The 16683-nt window shown below is 65.2% G+C and carries 17 protein-coding genes and 1 tRNA gene; 10 read left to right on the forward strand and 8 right to left on the reverse strand.

The genetic code is table 11. The features are described from left to right. Window positions 1-70 precede the first annotated feature (70 nt). The 5 genes from C489_RS11175 to cdd all read left to right on the forward strand — a co-directional run bounded on the left by C489_RS11175 (window position 71) and on the right by cdd (window position 5528). Window positions 71-1123, forward strand: coding sequence for a BMP family lipoprotein (locus C489_RS11175; RefSeq protein WP_006431363.1), 1053 nt, complete (start codon window positions 71-73; stop codon window positions 1121-1123). A gap of 4 nt (window positions 1124-1127) precedes the next feature. Beyond that, window positions 1128-2771 (forward strand): ABC transporter ATP-binding protein, encoded by a 1644-nt coding sequence (locus tag C489_RS11180; RefSeq protein WP_006431364.1) that lies wholly within the window; start codon window positions 1128-1130, stop codon window positions 2769-2771. Further along, the gene (locus C489_RS11185; protein WP_006431365.1) at window positions 2768-4015 is read left to right on the forward strand and encodes an ABC transporter permease; all 1248 of its coding nucleotides are present in this window, start codon (window positions 2768-2770) and stop codon (window positions 4013-4015) included. Before C489_RS11180 ends, C489_RS11185 begins: the two co-directional genes overlap by 4 nt. After that, window positions 4008-5054, forward strand: coding sequence for an ABC transporter permease (locus C489_RS11190; RefSeq protein ID WP_049890804.1), 1047 nt, complete (start codon window positions 4008-4010; stop codon window positions 5052-5054). Before C489_RS11185 ends, C489_RS11190 begins: the two co-directional genes overlap by 8 nt. Window positions 5055-5129: 75 nt before the next feature. Next, window positions 5130-5528, forward strand: a complete 399-nt coding sequence (gene cdd / locus C489_RS11195; RefSeq protein ID WP_049890801.1) for a cytidine deaminase — start codon at window positions 5130-5132, stop codon at window positions 5526-5528. Window positions 5529-5588: 60 nt separating this feature from the next. On the opposite strand, the gene C489_RS11200 is transcribed toward cdd, so the two are convergent. Then, window positions 5589-6023, reverse strand: a complete 435-nt coding sequence (locus tag C489_RS11200; protein ID WP_006431368.1) for a DUF488 domain-containing protein — start codon at window positions 6021-6023, stop codon at window positions 5589-5591. 60 nt (window positions 6024-6083) lie between these two features. Here C489_RS11200 and C489_RS11205 point away from each other — a divergent pair, with 60 nt between their 5' ends. Beyond that, window positions 6084-6905, forward strand: coding sequence for a nucleoside phosphorylase (locus tag C489_RS11205; protein ID WP_006431369.1), 822 nt, complete (start codon window positions 6084-6086; stop codon window positions 6903-6905). A gap of 45 nt (window positions 6906-6950) precedes the next feature. Here C489_RS11205 and C489_RS11210 read toward each other — a convergent pair whose 3' ends face one another. The 4 genes from C489_RS11210 to C489_RS22185 form a co-directional block, all read right to left on the reverse strand. Continuing rightward, window positions 6951-7718, reverse strand: coding sequence for a mechanosensitive ion channel family protein (locus C489_RS11210; protein ID WP_006431370.1), 768 nt, complete (start codon window positions 7716-7718; stop codon window positions 6951-6953). A 1-nt stretch (window position 7719) separates the two neighbouring features. Continuing rightward, entirely contained in the window at window positions 7720-8532 is an 813-nt protein-coding gene (gene dacZ, locus C489_RS11215) for a diadenylate cyclase DacZ (RefSeq protein WP_006431371.1), read from the reverse strand. A gap of 442 nt (window positions 8533-8974) precedes the next feature. Continuing rightward, window positions 8975-9059 (reverse strand) — tRNA-Leu (locus tag C489_RS11220). 46 nt (window positions 9060-9105) lie between these two features. Then, a complete protein-coding gene (locus C489_RS22185) occupies window positions 9106-9279 on the reverse strand; it encodes a hypothetical protein (protein WP_006431372.1) in 174 nt (57 codons plus the stop codon). A gap of 234 nt (window positions 9280-9513) precedes the next feature. Between C489_RS22185 and C489_RS11225 the strand changes: the two genes are divergently transcribed. Then, entirely contained in the window at window positions 9514-9822 is a 309-nt protein-coding gene (locus tag C489_RS11225; RefSeq protein ID WP_006431373.1) for a transcription initiation factor IIB family protein, read from the forward strand. Window positions 9823-10022: 200 nt separating this feature from the next. Here C489_RS11225 and C489_RS11230 read toward each other — a convergent pair whose 3' ends face one another. Next, window positions 10023-10490: a phosphopantetheine adenylyltransferase gene (locus C489_RS11230; RefSeq protein WP_006431374.1), complete on the reverse strand. Its 468-nt coding sequence runs from the start codon at window positions 10488-10490 to the stop codon at window positions 10023-10025. Between the two features lie 153 nt (window positions 10491-10643). Here C489_RS11230 and C489_RS11235 point away from each other — a divergent pair, with 153 nt between their 5' ends. The 3 genes from C489_RS11235 to C489_RS11245 all read left to right on the forward strand — a co-directional run bounded on the left by C489_RS11235 (window position 10644) and on the right by C489_RS11245 (window position 14961). Beyond that, the gene (locus C489_RS11235; RefSeq protein ID WP_006431376.1) at window positions 10644-12899 is read left to right on the forward strand and encodes an NADP-dependent malic enzyme; all 2256 of its coding nucleotides are present in this window, start codon (window positions 10644-10646) and stop codon (window positions 12897-12899) included. 3 nt (window positions 12900-12902) lie between these two features. Next, window positions 12903-14390 carry an outer membrane protein assembly factor BamB family protein gene (locus tag C489_RS11240; protein WP_006431377.1) on the forward strand — a complete coding sequence of 496 codons (1488 nt, stop codon included), beginning with the start codon at window positions 12903-12905 and terminating at the stop codon, window positions 14388-14390. Between the two features lie 199 nt (window positions 14391-14589). Then, window positions 14590-14961, forward strand: coding sequence for a 30S ribosomal protein S8e (locus C489_RS11245; protein ID WP_006431378.1), 372 nt, complete (start codon window positions 14590-14592; stop codon window positions 14959-14961). Between the two features lie 199 nt (window positions 14962-15160). Here the strand turns inward: C489_RS11245 and C489_RS11250 are convergent, their stop codons facing one another. After that, window positions 15161-16156: a phosphate uptake regulator PhoU gene (locus C489_RS11250; protein WP_006431379.1), complete on the reverse strand. Its 996-nt coding sequence runs from the start codon at window positions 16154-16156 to the stop codon at window positions 15161-15163. 275 nt (window positions 16157-16431) lie between these two features. Further along, the gene (locus C489_RS11255) at window positions 16432-16659 is read right to left on the reverse strand and encodes a DUF7511 domain-containing protein (protein ID WP_006431380.1); all 228 of its coding nucleotides are present in this window, start codon (window positions 16657-16659) and stop codon (window positions 16432-16434) included. Between the last annotated feature and the right edge of the window lie 24 nt (window positions 16660-16683).

The following is a 16683-nucleotide window of genomic DNA, read 5'->3' on the forward strand; positions in this document are numbered from 1 at the left end:
GTTGACAGCCGGGCACTCTAATTTCGAAGTTTCGACGGGTATATACCGACCGTCTACGCTATTTCGGCTCATGGTACAGAATCGACGACGGTTTCTCGAGGGCGCGAGTGCGGTCGGGCTCGCCGGTATCGCCGGCTGCGTCGGCGGGTTCGGCGACGAAGGCGACGCGGCGTATCAGGTCGGGATGGTGTACGCGACCGGCGGCACTGGCGACGACTCGTTCAACGACATGGCACAGCAGGGAGCCAGAGACGCACGCGACGAGTTCGACCTGTCGTTCGACGAAACGGAACCGGACAACGAAGGCCAGTTCGAGGGCGCACAGCGGGACTTCGCCGAGTCCGGCGACTACGATCTGATCAACTGTATCGGCTACGCTCAAGCGGGTGCGCTCTCGGAGAACGCCCCCGACTATCCGGACCAGAACTTCATCATCGTCGACGAGGTCGTCGAGGAAGACAACGTCCGGAGCTACACCTTCGGCGAGCCCGAAGGCTCGTTCCAAGTCGGTCACCTGGCCGGCCTGCTAACCGATCGCGAGTTCGCCGCCGGTGCCGGTGAGACGAACCCCGACGCCAGCACGGTCGGCTTCGTCGGCGGCACCGAAACGCCGCTGATCCAGTCGTTCGAGGCCGGCTTCCGGGCCGGCGTCGAGTACGCGAACGACGACGCCGAAGTCGTCTCCTCGTACGTCGGCGACTTCAACGACACGGGCCAGGGACAGTCGACCGCCCGATCGATGTACCAGAACAACGACGCGGACATCGTCTTCCACGCGGCCGGTCGAACCGGTATCGGCGTCTTCCAGGCGGCCCAAGACGAGGGTCGGTTCGCGCTCGGCGTCGACGACGACCAGTCGCTCTCCAACGAGAGCTTCGCCGACGTTATCCTCGCGAGCATGGTCAAGCGCGTCGACAGCGCCGTCTACAACGCCATCGAATCCGTCGTCAACGGCAACTTCGAGGGCGGCGAGTCCGAAACCCTCGGCCTCGAGGAAGACGGCGTCGGTGCCGTCTACGGTGACCAACTCGGCGACGAGATCCCACAGGAGATCAAAGACCAGCTCGAGGAGTCCCGGCAAGCAATTATCGACGGCGAGATTTCCGTCCCAAGCGAACTGTAACCGCATGACTGAGTCGGACGTGGAAACGACTGACGGGACGAGATCGACCGAAGGGGTGGGGCGGGACGCTGCTGGTCTCTCAGAGACGGGGAGTGACCTCGCTGTCCATCTCGACGGTATCACCAAGCGGTTTCCAGGTGTCGTGGCGAACGACGACGTGGACCTCCGGGTCGAACGGGGGACCGTCCACGCGCTGCTCGGCGAGAACGGGGCCGGCAAGACGACGTTGATGAACGTCCTCTACGGGCTCTACGAACCCGAGGCTGGACGGGTCGTCGTCGACGGCGAGGAACGCGCGTTCGACTCGCCCCGGGACGCCATCGACGCCGGTATCGGGATGATCCACCAGCACTTCATGCTGGTCGATCCCATGACGATCGCCGAGAACATCGCCCTGGGGAACGAACCGACGAAGTGGTTCGGGATGGCGATCGATCGCGACCGTATCCGCAGCGAGATCCGCGACCTCTGTGATCGATACGGGTTCAATGTCGATCCGAACGCCGTCGTCGAAGATGCAAGCGTCGGCGTCCAACAACGCGTCGAGATTCTCAAGGCGCTGTTTCGCGGTGCGGACGTCCTCATTCTCGACGAGCCGACCGCCGTCCTCACACCCCAAGAGGTCGAAGGTCTCTACGACGTTCTCGAGGAACTCACGGACCAGGGGAAGACGATCATCTTCATCACGCACAAACTCGAGGAGGCGACCCACGCCGCCGACGCAATCACCGTCCTCCGGGACGGGGAATCCGTCGGAACGGTCGACCCCGGGCAGACGAATCGGGAAGCCCTGGCCGAGCGCATGGTGGGCCGTGAAGTCATCCTCGAGGCGGAATCGGAGCCGGTCGAGACGGGCGAGGCCGTCCTCTCGACGCGAGACGTCACCGTCGAGGACGCCCGCGGCATCGAGGCGGTCTCCGGGATCGACCTCGACGTGCACGCGGGCGAGGTACTCGGCATCGCCGGCGTCGACGGCAACGGACAGAGCGAACTGATCGAGGCGATCACCGGTCTCAGAACCCCCGACGAGGGGACGATCACCTACGACGGAACGGACATCACGGCGTGGTCCCGTCGCCGCCGAATCGAGAACGGGATGGCCTACATCCCGGAGGACCGCCAGGAAAACGGGCTCGTGATGCCGTTCGACCTCGTCGAAAACGGCCTCCTCGGGAGCCAGCGATCGCCGCAGTTCGCGGCCGGCGGCCGCATCGACTGGGACGGCGTCCGCGACCACACCGAGGACATCATCGAGACCTACGACGTCCGACCGCCGGACGCCAACGCGGCGGCGCAGTCGTTCTCCGGGGGCAACCAGCAGAAGTTCATCGTCGGCCGCGAGTTCGAACGCGATCCCTCGCTCGTCGTCGCGACCCATCCGACCCGCGGGGTCGACATCGGGTCGACCGAGTTCATCCACGACCGCCTGCTCGAGCTTCGGCGCGAGGGGGTCGCGGTCCTCCTCGTCTCCTCGAACCTCGACGAAATCCGGTCGCTGTCGGACCGGTTGGCGGTCATCTACGAGGGCGAGTTCATCGACGTCACCGACCCCGACGACATCACCGAAGAGGACCTCGGGCTCCGCATGGCCGGCCAACGGCCGGACGAGGAGACCCACGACGGCCCCGACACGGGTGAGTCGCAGTGAGTAACCGATTCGAGTCGCTCCTCGAGCGCCTCGCTGGGCTGTCGGTCCTCGACCGGATAGTCATCAGTCTCGCGGCGCTGTTGGCCGCCGTCCTCGTTGGCGGGGTCCTCGTCTTCGTCTCCGGGGCCTTTGCCTCCTGTCGGAGCGGCCTCCAACTGGGCGGCACGACGTTCTGTTACAACCCGATGCAGGTCTACTACGAGCTCTTCCTCGGGGCCCTGGGCCACCCGCTCGAGGGCGGCTGGTCGCTGACCAATTACAGCCTCGGACGGACGCTCCAGCAGACGACCCTGCTGATCTTCGCGGGGCTGTCGGTCGCGGTCGCGTTCCGCGCCGGGCTGCTCAACATCGGGACGCAGGGACAGTTGGTCGTCGGCGGCCTCGCGACGGCCGTGACCGTCGTCTACGCGGCATCGATCGTTCCCGGCGGCTTCGTCGGGACGGTCGTCCTCATCCCGCTCGGCGTCCTCGCCGGCGCGGTCGGCGGCGGGCTCTACGGCGCGATTCCGGGCGCGCTCAAGGCCTACGCCGACGCCAACGAGGTCATCACGACGATCATGCTCAACATCATCGCGGCCGGCATCACGTCGACGCTGCTCTCCTGGCAGTTCCAGGACCCCGACAGTAGCAACCCGGAGACGAGACCGGTCCCCGAGTACGCCGAGATACCGAACATTCCCGTGATCGGGTTCGAAGAGGTGAATTTCTCGCTGCTCGCGCTCGCGTTCGCCGTCGTGCTCATGATCGGCATGGCGTGGCTGCTCGCTCGGACGTCGTTCGGCTACGAGCTCCGGACGAGCGGCGAGCAGCCGGGCGCGGCCGCCTACGGCGGCGTCGACGAGAAGCGGATGACCGTCGCCAGCATGACCCTCTCGGGCGCGCTCGGCGGGATTGGCGGAGCCTTCTGGGTACTGATGGTCCACGGCCAGTGGCTCGAGAACGTGCCGTCGCTCGGGTTCGACGGCATCGCCGTCTCGGTGCTTGCCGGTAACAGCCCGATCGGCGTCGGCGCGGCGGCGTTTCTGTTCGGCGTCTTCCAGAGCGGCTCGCAATCGATCAGCACCGCCACGAGCGTTCCAAAGGAACTGGTCGGCGTCCTGACCGGACTCATCATCCTCTTCGTCGCGATGCCGGAGTTCTTCCGGCTGATCGGCCGACGATACGTCGCTCCCGGGACGACGGAGCCGGTACGGACCGACGGCGGTGACCCGGCGGTCGACGACGGGGGTGACGGCGATGCGTAACCCGCTCTACCGGATGCAGGAAGCCTTCGCTCGGCGGCCGCTGGCGGCGGCACTCGGTGCCGCGGCCGCCCTCCTGCTCGGGCTCTGGCTGACGCCGGCGAGCTGGCAGACCGCGACGCTCCGACTCGCCGTTCCGATCGCCCTCGCGGCGATCGGCGGCATCTTCGCCGAGAAGAGCGGCGTCATCAACATCGGTATCGAGGGCCTGCTGATCGTCTCGGCGTTCTCCTCGATCGTCGTCGTCAACTGGCTCGGCGACGCGGGCGCGACGCTCGGTCTGACGAATCTGTGGTGGGGAATGCTAGCCGGCGTCCTCGTCAGCGTCCTCTTCGCACTCGTCTTCGCGATCGTCTGTCTCGAGTTCGAGGCCGACCAGATCATCGCCGGGCTAGCGGTCTGGCTCATCTCGCTCGGGCTGGCACCGTTCGCTTCGCAGATCCTCTTCGAGAGCCCGAACACCGCGAACGTCGCTCGGTTCGACAACGTGACCGTCCCGGTGCTGTCGGAGATTCCGCTCGTCGGCTATCTGCTGTTCGACACCGAACCGCAGGTGTACATCATGCTCGTCGGTGCCGTCGCGGGCTGGTATCTCCTCTCCCGGACGAACTTCGGGCGATGGGTGGTCGCGAGCGGCGAGAATCCGAAGGCGCTGGATACGGCCGGTATCGACGTTCACAGGGTCCGCTACGCCGCGGTGCTCCTTTCGGGCGTCTTCGCCGGACTCGGGGGCGCGGGCTTTGCCCTCGGAACCCTCGGCACGTTCTCCGGTGCCGGCGACACCGCGATCAACGGCCGCGGGTTCATCGCGATCGCGACCTACCTGCTCGCGAACTACCACCCGATCGGTGCCCTCATCGGGTCGTTCCTCTTCGCGGGACTCAATTCGATGCAGGACATGCTGCAGACGGCGGGCTACTCCGTTCCGACGGAACTCATTCGGACGATTCCGCACATGACGGTCATCGTCGTCCTCGTGCTCGTCGGGCGCACCCGCCTGCCGGACGCCGCCGGCGACCACTACGAGTCCGGCGAGGACTGATCGCCGCCGGCCACAGCGGCCGTCGGAGCCGCACCGGTCGATGCCTTCTTGCATCCGCTCAAGCTACCACTCGTCGTGACCGAACACGAACTCATCGACGCCGCTCGTGACGTTCAGGAGCGAGCGCACGTCCCCTACTCCGAGTACCCGGTCGGTGCCGCCCTCGAGACCGCCGACGGCGAGGTCTTCGTGGGCTGTAACCTCGAGAACGCGAACTTCAGCAACAGCCTCCACGCCGAGGAAGTCGCCGTGGCGGAGGCGGTCAAGAACGGCCACCGCGAGTTCTCGCGGCTCGCCGTGAGCTCGGGTCGCCGGGACGCCGTTACGCCCTGTGGCATGTGCCGGCAGACGCTCACCGAGTTCTGCGACGACGACCTCGTCGTGCGCTGTGACGAAGGCGAGGGGGAAGAGCCGACCGAGTACACCCTCGGCGAACTCCTGCCGAACACGATCACGCAGGAAACCCTCGAGTAACGGGAGTAACGGAGACGGCGGTCCGGATCTGTCCTGAGCGGCCCCGCAACCGCGCTTCCGCTATGCTGTCGCTTCCTCGAGGAACTCCCTGAGAATCGTCCGGTGACACCGCTTTTTCTCGGTGTTCTCGAAACAGACCAGGGCCAGCGACTCGCCGGCGGCCAGCCGTTCGTCCAGCGTCGCGATTGCGTCTTGAGCTTCGCTCGAGTCCTCGAGATACGTCCGATACGCGTCCTCGAACCCGACCTGATCCCACGCGGCGTTGTGGGCACCCTCCTCGCAGAGCCCCTGCATCTTCATGTCCTCCTCGCGCTGGCGGAACGACTCGAGCAGGTCGGCCGGTGGCCCGAGTTCGGGCCGGTTCTCGTCGACGGCCGTGTGAAACCACGATGTCGGCTGGCGGACGACGCCGACGCGCGTCGCCTCGGCCGGCACCTCGGCGAGGTCGTGCTGGATCGCCGCGACGTAGGTGTCCGCGAGCGTCCCGCGTTCCATACCGGGAGCCACGCACGCCCCGCATTTATATACACCGTCGGATCGAACCGCCGGTACTCAATGGCTCGCGACAGCGAAGACCCGAACGCCGATGTCCAGTACCACCTCGAGGTCCGCCCCGAGGACGTAGCCGACACCGTGCTCCTCCCCGGCAATCCCGAGCGCCTCGAGAAGATCGTCGCGTTCTGGGACGACCACGAGATCCGGGCCCACCACCGCGAGTACCGAACGGCGACGGGCACCTACGAGGGGACGCCGATCTCGGTCACCTCGACCGGGATCGGCAGTCCCTCCGCCGCAATCGCCGTCGAGGAACTGGCTCGAGTCGGCGTCGACACCTTCGTTCGGGTCGGCTCCTGTGGGGCGATCCAACCCGAAATGGCTGTCGGTGATCTGGTGATCACCACGGGTGCGGTCCGCCAAGAGGGAACCAGCGACGAGTACGTCCGGGAGGACTACCCGGCCGCCGCCGATCACGAGGTCGTCTCCGCGCTGGTCGCCGCCGCCGAACGCCTCGGCTACGACTACCACACCGGCGTCACGATGAGTGCGGACTCGTTCTACGCCGGGCAGGGCCGCCCCGGCTTCGAGGGCTTCGAAGCCGCCGGCGCGGACGACCTGCTCGAGGAACTCAAAGAAGCGAACGTCAAAAACATCGAAATGGAGGCCAGCGCCGTCCTGACGCTCGCGAACCTGTACGGACTCCGTGCGGGTGCGGTCTGTACTGTCTACGCCAACCGCGAGACCGGCGAGTTTCGCACCGAAGGCGAATCTCGCGCCGCCGAGGCGGCGTCGCTCGCGACGCAACTCCTGGCGAAAATGGACGCGGTCAAACGCGAGGCCGGCGTCGATCGCTGGCACGCCGGACTCTCGCTCGAGTAGCGATAGCCGTTTTTCGCCCGAGAAACCGAGAGAAACAACGTCCCGTTAGTCTCGCATCCGGACGATTCCGTTCTCGAAGACCTTCCGGTTCGGGACGATGTACTCCTCGGAGTCGTCCTCGATCTTGGTGACGAACAGGTCGACCTCCTGGACGATACCCGTCTGGTCGCCGATCCGGATCTCGTCGCCGATCCCGTAGGGCTGGTTGAGCAGCAGGTAGATCCCCGCCGCACTCGAGACGAGGAAGTCCTTGAAGGCGACGGTGCCGACGATGACGATGCCGACCGCATAGACCGTCAGCAAGATCAGCAGGGCCAGCACGTGGACGCCGACCTGCCCGAGCGCGATGATGAAGGTGACGTACAGCACCGAGTACTTCACCAGTTTCGGGATGACCGACACCTCGGGGAGCTTGACGCCGCGCAGGTACTCGCTGACGATCAGTTCCGACTTGTCCGCGACGATAAAGCCGAGAATGAGCACGAGGACGGCGATAAACAGCTGCGGGATGAACTCCGTAACGCGGAGCCAGAACGCATCGGTATCGAGCAACTGCGCGATGTGGATCGCGGTCAGCACCGCGATCCCGTAGATGAACCACGAACTCAGGCGGGCGACGATCTCGACCGTCGAGGTACCGATCGACTGTGCGGTCCGCTCGAACGGCGTCCCCTCGACGGCCTCGGGCACGCCCGACGCCGAGAGCAGTTCCTCGTTGAGCCGGCCGACGAGGTAGCCGACGACGAATCCAAGCGCCAGTACCGCTGCCGCTATCACGGCCGGCTCGTTGAACAGCGGCTGCCACGCTACCATATCAGTAGGCCTCCGGATCGACCTCCAAGATAAGTTCACCGGCCTTGAACGCCCGGACGAGCCCGTCGCTTTCGGAAAGCACGATCGAAATCGCGTTGGTATCCCGCGTGATCGCACCGCCGGCCATGTGTCGTGCACCGAGTCCCTTCGGGATGTCGACCCCCTCGGCCGACGGCTCGAGGTAGCGATAGGCCGAGACGATCTTGCCCGCATCGGAGATGATAAACGCGCCGTCGAGCCGTGAGAACTCCTTGAGCATGACGTTCACGATCGGATCGCCGACGTGGACGTGGGACTTCTCGAAGGGGTTGTACGAAAGCGGGCGGGACTTGTTCATCACCTTCCCCGCGTCGCCGACGACGAACAGCGCGCCGACCGGTTTCCCCTTCTGGCCCTTCTGTCCCAGTTCGATCGCCACCTCAAGCACCGATTTGACCACTTCCGGGTCCGCCCGGGACTTGACGAACAGGTCGTAGATCCCCGTCCGGGTCTCCGCGTCGGCCCGTACCCGCGAGACGGTATCGATCCCGTCGCCGAAGACGCTGGTCGCACAGGCCAACTCGTCGCCGTCCTCGATCACGCCCTGTTCGAGGGCCCCCTCGAGGCCGTACCGGATTCGCTCGGAGATGTTCTCGAACTCGAGCGGGAGTTCGACGAACGTCTCCGCGCCGACGGCGTTTTCGGTCCCGACGACGATCACGTCGAGATCCTCGACGGCCGTGAACCGTTCGTAGTATGAACCACTCGGAGAAAAGAGCACGACTGCATCGACACTCGCAAAGAGCTCCCCGAACACGTCGTCTAACCCGGCCATTGGTGATACAACCCGGGCCTGCGCGAATAAGCGTTGTGGAGTGTCTGACGCACGTCTGCCGATCTTCTCCGAGTCAGCCTGGCATTCGGACCGATTAGCGGTCACCGGCTGGATCGATCGTCGTGCAGGCACGAGTCGCTCGTGAACCCGTGCCCGACTCTGTCTGTTCATGGTCGCGAGCGCTCGAGGCTGGGTTTAGTGTCAGGGTCGGATTCAGTATGGGTGAAGATTTGGGTTCTTGGGGCCGCTCGAGTGCTGTGATTACCAGGATTCGAACCGATCGGCGAGTCTTACGGGTCTCGAGAGTTTCGCTGTGAAAACGCGCGGGACCGGATTCGAACCGAAGCAAGAAATGCTCGCTCCCGATTGTCGCTGCGCGTTCCTTGCAGGGTTCGAACCGGTCGGCGATACTCACGGCTCACGGAATTGTTCGCCGTGAGAATGCGCGGGACCGGATTCGAACCGGCGGACCCCTACGGGACAGCGTCCTAAGCGCTGCGCCGTTGGCCTAGCTTGGCTACCCGCGCTCGTATCCCGATTTTCACGAATCGAGTAAGTACCTGTCGGTCCGAGCTAACTGTGTTTGACCGGCTCCTCCGGCGACCAGTCCGGCGGGACGATAAACGTCACGTGTTCGGGGTCCCGAAGCTGGTGGAGTTCCGCGGCCTGTTCGGCCAGCGACCGCTCCCGGTAGGGCATCTCGAGCCCGCAGCCGGTACAGACGAGTTTGCAGGTTGGCTCTTTCATGGAGATGGGACCGCCGCCGCCGACGGGTGCTGGTCTCACCTTGGGCCGACGGCTGGTTTAGTAGTCGTCTCCTAGTGAAATCGACCGAGAACGGCCGTATTTCCGAGGTATTCGTATCTGAACGTTGCCGTCCGTAGTGGGCCATTGGTGAACGACACGGTCTCGCGCCGGCCGATCGGCATCGCCGAGGCCGCGGTCCGTACGTTTATGCCGGCCGCTCCGGTAGCCGGTTGCATGCACAGCGCCCGGGATCGCGTCGAGTACGAACCGTGGCTCGAGGAACTCGAGACCGTCGCCGACCGACTGGAACTCTCATCGGAAGCGCGGTCGTGTGCGGTCGATCTCTTCCTCACCGACGTTCCTGCGGCCGATCGCTCGAAACGGGCGGTGCTGGCCGCCAGCCTCTATGCCGGCTCGCTCGTCGCCGGTGACGGTCGCACGCAAGGGGCGGTCGCCGAGGCTGCAGATGTCTCCCGGCTCTCGATCCAATCGCGCTGGAAGGACCTCCTCGAGTCGGCCGGACTGGAGCCGCCGCGATGGTAAGACGCTCGTACAGGGACCGTTACCGGCACAGTGGCGGACTGGGGTCGCCATAAGTATACGATACGAGAACGGAGGGAGCGGCGAGTTTCTATCGGAAATTGGCAGAAGAAACGTCGTTCGAGCGGTATCGCGCTCCTCGCCGCACTGGCCGGCCAGTCCACGTCGAACCGGAGACCGACCCGTATCGGTCCGCGACCGCGTCAGTCGTCGGTGACGATGTTTCCGTGTTCGTCGATCTCGCCCTTGACGATCCGGGTGCTCGAGATGATGTCGCCGTCGTCGGCGAGTACGTGCGGGACGACGACGACCTCGAGCGGGTCGTGGCCGCGCTCGCGGCGGATCTCGTTGATCCGCTCGCCGCCCTCGCGGGTCTCGGGGGAGACGACGAGGTAGTCGTACTGCGGTTCGGTCGCGATTCCCGTCGGCGACTCGAGCTTTCGGACCTCGAACTCGCGGTCGTAATCGGCCGCGATCGACTCGAGTTCGGTCTCGAGGTCAGCGTTCCGTTCGTCGTAGGAGCGGACGCGTCGGTCGACATCTCGCGTCTTCGGCGCGAGTTCGTCGCTAGTCAACCCGACCGTCACGTCTCCGAGTTCGAACGCCCGTTCGAACAGCCGCCGGTGGCCGTCATGAACAGGGTCGAAGGTCCCACCAAGCGCGACGTCCATACCCCACGTCACTGCCGCGGTGCGTATAAAACGGTCGAAACGCCGTATTTCCTCGCGGGGTGGCTCGGATTCCTGCTTCGACCACAAGTTTTCGACGACTGTCGAAACTCCCCTTCGCATTGTTTTTAGTAGTCCCCTGCAGTGTCACCCGGTATGGGACTAGACGAGGACGCACTGGAGTACCATCGCACCGATCCGCCCGGAAAGATCGAAATCTCGACCACGAAGCCGACGAACACGCAGCGGGACCTCTCGCTCGCGTACTCGCCCGGCGTCGCCGCGCCGTGTCTCGAGATCGACGAGGACGAGACCGACGCCTACAGCTACACGGCGAAGGGCAATCTCGTCGGCGTCGTCTCGAACGGCTCGGCCGTGCTCGGTCTCGGAGACATCGGCGCACAGGCCTCGAAGCCCGTCATGGAAGGCAAGGGTGTGCTATTCAAGCGCTTCGCCGATATCGACGTCTTCGACGTTGAACTCGACGAGGCAGACCCTGACAAGATCGTCGAAGCCATCAAAATGATGGAGCCGACCTTCGGCGGCGTCAACTTGGAGGACATCAAGGCACCGGGCTGTTTCACCATCGAGGAGCGCCTGCGCGAGGAGATCGACATCCCGGTCTTCCACGACGACCAGCACGGCACCGCGATCATCTCGGGCGCGGCGCTACTCAACGCCGCCGACATCGCCGGGAAGAGCCTCGAGGAACTCGAGGTCGTCTTCTCCGGTGCCGGCGCGAGCGCGATCGCGTCGGCTCGCTTCTACGAGTCACTCGGCATACAGAAGGAAAACATCACGATGTGTGACTCCTCAGGAATCATCACCGAGGAACGCGCGGACGCGGGCGACGTCAACGAGTACAAAGAGCAGTTCGCCCGCGACCTGCCCGAAGGCGGGCTGGCTGACGCGATGGAGGGCGCGGACGTCTTTGTCGGCCTCTCGATCGGCGGCATCGTCTCGCAGGACATGGTCCGCTCGATGGCCGACGATCCGATCATTTTCGCGATGGCCAACCCCGATCCCGAGATCGGCTACGAGGAGGCCAAGGACGCCCGCGACGACACCGTCATCATGGCTACCGGCCGCTCGGACTACCCGAACCAGGTCAACAACGTGCTCGGGTTCCCCTTCATCTTCCGGGGCGCGCTCGACGTGCGCGCGACCGAGATCAACGAGGAGATGAAAGTCGCCTGCGCCGAGGCGCTGGCCGAACTCGCCAGACAGGACGTGCCCGACGCGGTCGTCAAGGCCTACGGCGACGAGCCGATTCAGTACGGCCCCAACTACATCATCCCGAAGCCCGTCGATCCCCGGGTGCTCTTCCGCGTCGCGCCCTCGATCGCCGAGGCCGCGATGGAGTCCGGTGCCGCACGCACCGAAATCGACCTCGAGGAGTACGAAGAGCAACTCGAGGCCCGCCTCGGCAAGTCCCGCGAGATGATGCGCGTCGTCCTCAACAAGGCCAAGAGCGACCCCAAGACGGTCGCGCTCGCGGAGGGCGAAAACGAGAAGATGATCCGGGCGGCCTACCAGATCAAAGAGCAGGGGATCGCCCTGCCGATCCTGATCGGCGACGAAGACGAGATCAAGGGGACCGCCGCTAACCTCGGGCTGGACTTCGAGCCCCAGGTCGCCGATCCGTCCGTCGGCGACTACGAGGAGTACGCCGACCGGTTGCACGAACTCCGCGCCCGGAAGGGGATCACGCGGAGCGAAGCCGGCGAACTCATCGAGCGCGACTCGAACTACTTCGGGAGCGTGATGGTCGAGCAGGACGACGCCGACGCCTTGCTGACCGGGCTCTCCCATCACTACCCCTCGGCGCTGCGACCGCCGCTGCAGGTCGTCGGCACCGACGACGACGTCGACTACGCCGCCGGCGTCTACATGCTCACGTTCAAGAACCGCGTGATCTTCATCGCTGACGCGACGGTCAATCAGGACCCCGACGAGGAGGTCCTCGCCGAGGTCACCAAACAGACCGGCAAGCTGGCGCGACGGTTCAACATCGAACCGCGTGCGGCCCTGCTCTCGTACTCGAACTTCGGCAGCGTCGACAACGAGGGAACCCGAAAGCCGCGTAAGGCGGCCGCAATGTTGCAGGACGACGCCGAGGTCGACTTCCCCGTCGACGGTGAGATGCAGGCCGACACCGCCGTCGTCGAGGACATCCTCGAGGGCACCTACGGCTTCTCCGACCTCGACGAGCCCGCGAACGTGCTGGTCTTCCCCAACCTCGAGTCGGGCAACATCGGCTACAAACTGCTCCAGCGGCTGGGCGGCGCGGACGCCATCGGCCCGATGCTGGTCGGCATGGACAAGCCGGTCCACGTCCTCCAGCGGGGCGACGAGGTCAAGGACATCGTGAATCTGGCGGGCGTGGCGGTCGTTGACGCCCAACAGGAGTAACGCGTGAGCGAGGACGCCGCCGACCGCCGGGACGTCGACTCGAGTCCCGGCCGCCGAGACGCGGGGGCTGATCACCCCTCGGCAACGGCCGTTGCGGAGCGACAGGGCCGTGGCGCCGGCGACAGGCAGCTCTCGAGGCGGCGACTCCTCTGTACCGCGGGAACTGCCGGGACGATCGGACTCGCCGGCTGTGCCGGACGACAGTACCGCTCGCGGCCGGACTGTTCGCCGATCGCGTCCGCTGCCGACGCGGACGGCTACGTCCCGCTTCCGGCAGACGACGACATCTCGATGTTCCGGCGCGGCCTGCGCCGATACGGCTACTACCCCGAGGAGACCGTTCCAGACGCGGTCCGCGTCGACTGGTCGTTCCCGACCAACGGGATCGGTCACACCGCGGCCAAGTCGACGCCCCGGCCGACGCCGGACGGCGAGACCGTCCTCATCGCGAGCGACACCGGCCGGATCGACGCCGTCACGCCGACCGGCGAACGCCGCTGGCGCATCGATACCGGCGCGTCCAGAAGCCTCGGCTTTCACGGGACGCCGGCGATCGTCGACGGCACCGCCTACATCGGCGGCTACGACGGCGACTGCTACGCCATCGACATCGCTTCCGGCGACGTGATCTGGCGAACGTCGGCCCGCGAGTTCGGCGGCGCGATCGCGATCGGCTCGAGTCCCGCCTACGTCGACGGCAACCTGTACCTGCTCACCGAGCACAAGAATCCGGCCAGCGGCACGCTCTGGGAGATCGACGCCGCGACCGGGAACCCCACGTGGAGCGACGACCGCATCTGGGGGATGCCCCATCCCTCGCCAGCGATCGACTGTCGAGCCGGCCGGCTCGTCACCGGCTCGAACGACGGCGTCGTCTACTGCTGGGAGTTTCCCTCCCTCGAGTTCGCGTGGTCGTTTCAGGCCGGCGGCGAGGGCGGCCCGAACGGCGACTCCATGGCGGGCGGCCGGTTCAACCTCGGCGCGCAGATCAAGGGGACGATCCCGGTCTACGACGGCGCGGCGTTCGTCGGCTCGTGGGACGGCCGGTTCTACCGCCTCGATCTCGAAGACGGCAGCGAGGAGTGGTCGTTCCAGACGGACAACATCGTCATGTCGAATCCGGCGATCGTTCCCGAGGACGGAGTCGTCTACGTCGGAAGCGACGACCGCCACGTGTACGCCCTCGACACCGATACCGGCGACGAACTGTGGGCGACGAACGTCGGCGGTCGCGTCATCGGGTCGATAACCGCGACCGCGGAGACGATTCTCGTCGGCAGCTACGACACCCATCTCTACGCCCTCGATAGAGAGACCGGCGAACGGCGCTGGCGGGTCGAAAACCGCGGCCACGTGACCAGCGGCGCGATCCCGCGAGACGGCCGCATCTACTACGCCGAACGGGGCGTCTTCTCGAACCATTACGACGAGGACGAGGAGACGGTGCTCGAGGAGCGCGGCCACGCCTACTGTCTGGTGCCGGACGAATGAGTGCGGTCCACTGGCACTCACCGCGAGCGACCGCAGGGAGCGAGCGGGCCGACGACCGATGTGGAGGGCCGCGAAGCGGCCCGGAACGGAGGGAGGAGTGCTTTTGATCGAAATTTTACCGAGAGCGCGGCTTGGCCGCGCTCGCAGAGTAAAATTTCGTAGCAGTGCATTCAAGTATCCGCCCGGATTTTTACCGGGTATGCAAGATCAGGGACGCTCTACGCGCAAGCGAACCGGTGGTCGACTGAAGAACGTTCGGAAGCGCCGCAAGAACGAGCTCGGTCGGCTCCCGACCGAGACTGAGGTCGGCGACCAGCGATTCCGAACCGTCGACGCTCGCGGAAACGTCACGAAGACTCGAGCGCTCGCGACGGACGTTGCAAGCGTCAACAAGGGCGGCGAGACGGTCTCCGCGGAGATCGAAGATGTCGTCGAGAACGACGCCAACCCGAACTACATCCGCCGGAACATCATCACGAAGGGTGCCGTCATCGAGACGAGCGAAGGCCAGGCTCGCGTTACCTCCCGTCCAGGCCAGACCGGTCAGGTCAACGCCGTTCTCCTCGAGTAACGTCGCTCCCAGTTTCGATTCGCCGTCACTCGTGAGCGTGTCGTCCGCCAGCGAGTCGTCTCGTCGATTCCGTTACCGAGAGACGTGTCCTTGAGTCGTCGTCATTGTCCCGATCTGGAGGACACAGAGACGGGGCTCTTCGGGTTGAGACGACGAAAAACGAACCGAGTTGCGGCTCCACTCGAGTTCCGAGCGCGGGTCAGGGCCGCGGTGCCGCCTTCTGTAACGCCGTTTCGGCGATGTTGCCGCCGTAGTCGGCGCTTCTGGACAGCGAGTCGACGATCAGCCCCAGCGACTGGGCCTGTGCGGGCTCGAGATCGCGGAGCATATCGTCGATCTGGCGCGTGTGTTCGTCGATGTCGACGACGGCCGCAAGAGCGTCGTGGCCGAGCCGGTTCGCTTCGTCGGACTCCTCGGCGAACAGCGCGTCCATCGACTGCTCGAAGACGGTCGCGGCTTCGGCGTGAAGCCCGTGGATTGCGTCGGCCACGTCGGCGGGGAGGTCGTCGAGCTTGAGCGCGATGTCGCTGATCTTGACGGCGTGGTCGGCGATCCGCTCGAGTTGGCGGGCGCTCGAGTGGAAGTCGAAGCAGTCCTCACGGGAGACGCCGAGTTCCTCGACGGCCCGGGGCGAGCGCAGCGTCGCGCGGAAGATCCGCGAGACGACCAGCCAGAGCCGGTCGACGTCGTCGTCGCGATCGATCACGTCGTACGCGATGTCGTCGTCGTTCTCGATCAGCGCGGTCACCGCGTCCTCGAGCATCGATTGGGCAATCAGCCGCATACGTGTGACGGCGTTGACGATCGACAGTTCCGAGGAATCGAGCAGGTCCTGAATGACCACGCTGTCGCCCGTCTCCTCTAAGACTTCGACGCCGACGAGTCGCTGGGTCGCGTCACGGATCGCGCTGCGCTGTTCGGTCGTGATCCGGCCGGCCTGGAGCGTGATCTCGTCGAAGCCGCTGACGTACATCGTCATCACGGCTCGCATCAGTTCCTCGCCCTCGAGTCCCGAGACATCGATGGTCCCTTCCTCGCGGTGTGTTTCCCGTTCGGGCGTCAGGAGGAGTTCGTCCCCTTCGGGATAGAATTCGACTGTGGTTCCGCTGCTGACGTCGTTGTCCGTCGCCCAGGTCTTCGGCAACGAGACGGTGAAGGTCGACCCTCCCGTCACCTGAACCTTTCGCGTCTCCATACGGACAGCTTTCGACTGCAACAATATAAATCCACTAGTCTATAGAGCCATATTGACTAGCGATTTAGCCGCGTAAATCGGGCTCTTAGCGGCATTTTCGGTACCCATTGGTCAGTACACCTCAATCGACAATGGTTGACATATATAGTTGTATATAGCAAAATTTGGGGGGACGGAAATCGACGATCGAAGCAGTCGAGTCCGTACGGTTGTGCTCGAGAACGGCGCACCGACGATCGGTCCTCGGACTCGTTCCGAGACGGCACTGGGCCGGATTACCGCGCGTCAGCGAGGTCGACGACGACACCGGTGTTCGCCGACAGCCACGTCGTCATCCGCTCCGCCTCGGGACACTCACGCGGCGTGATCGTACACCGGTCGGGTCGGTTCTCGTATCGGACGACGATCGACTCGAGGTCGATCGTCTCGTCGGCGTGGTCCGCGGCCGCGGCCAGTCGCTTGCGAGATGAACGGTCGTCGTAATCGGTGGTGGATCCGGTCATGGGTCAGGAGCAGTCGCGTGTGTG

The sequence above is a fragment of the Natrinema versiforme JCM 10478 genome (assembly GCF_000337195.1).
In the GTDB taxonomy this organism is placed as follows: domain Archaea; phylum Halobacteriota; class Halobacteria; order Halobacteriales; family Natrialbaceae; genus Natrinema; species Natrinema versiforme.

Excerpts from the sequence above, each read along its gene's own strand:
- C489_RS11245 (WP_006431378.1), top strand. The coding sequence starts at position 14,590 with ATGCAAGATCAGGGACGCTCTACGCGCAAGCGAACCGGTGGTCGACTG.
- C489_RS11205 (WP_006431369.1), top strand. The coding sequence starts at position 6,084 with ATGGCTCGCGACAGCGAAGACCCGAACGCCGATGTCCAGTACCACCTC.
- C489_RS11230 (WP_006431374.1), bottom strand. The coding sequence starts at position 10,490 with ATGGACGTCGCGCTTGGTGGGACCTTCGACCCTGTTCATGACGGCCAC.
- C489_RS11190 (WP_049890804.1), top strand. The coding sequence starts at position 4,008 with ATGCGTAACCCGCTCTACCGGATGCAGGAAGCCTTCGCTCGGCGGCCG.
- C489_RS11200 (WP_006431368.1), bottom strand. The coding sequence starts at position 6,023 with ATGGAACGCGGGACGCTCGCGGACACCTACGTCGCGGCGATCCAGCAC.
- C489_RS11250 (WP_006431379.1), bottom strand. The coding sequence starts at position 16,156 with ATGGAGACGCGAAAGGTTCAGGTGACGGGAGGGTCGACCTTCACCGTC.
- C489_RS11235 (WP_006431376.1), top strand. The coding sequence starts at position 10,644 with ATGGGACTAGACGAGGACGCACTGGAGTACCATCGCACCGATCCGCCC.
- C489_RS11225 (WP_006431373.1), top strand. The coding sequence starts at position 9,514 with ATGCACAGCGCCCGGGATCGCGTCGAGTACGAACCGTGGCTCGAGGAA.
- C489_RS11175 (WP_006431363.1), top strand. The coding sequence starts at position 71 with ATGGTACAGAATCGACGACGGTTTCTCGAGGGCGCGAGTGCGGTCGGG.
- C489_RS11255 (WP_006431380.1), bottom strand. The coding sequence starts at position 16,659 with ATGACCGGATCCACCACCGATTACGACGACCGTTCATCTCGCAAGCGA.
- C489_RS11210 (WP_006431370.1), bottom strand. The coding sequence starts at position 7,718 with ATGGTAGCGTGGCAGCCGCTGTTCAACGAGCCGGCCGTGATAGCGGCA.
- C489_RS11180 (WP_006431364.1), top strand. The coding sequence starts at position 1,128 with ATGACTGAGTCGGACGTGGAAACGACTGACGGGACGAGATCGACCGAA.
- C489_RS22185 (WP_006431372.1), bottom strand. The coding sequence starts at position 9,279 with ATGAAAGAGCCAACCTGCAAACTCGTCTGTACCGGCTGCGGGCTCGAG.
- dacZ (WP_006431371.1), bottom strand. The coding sequence starts at position 8,532 with ATGGCCGGGTTAGACGACGTGTTCGGGGAGCTCTTTGCGAGTGTCGAT.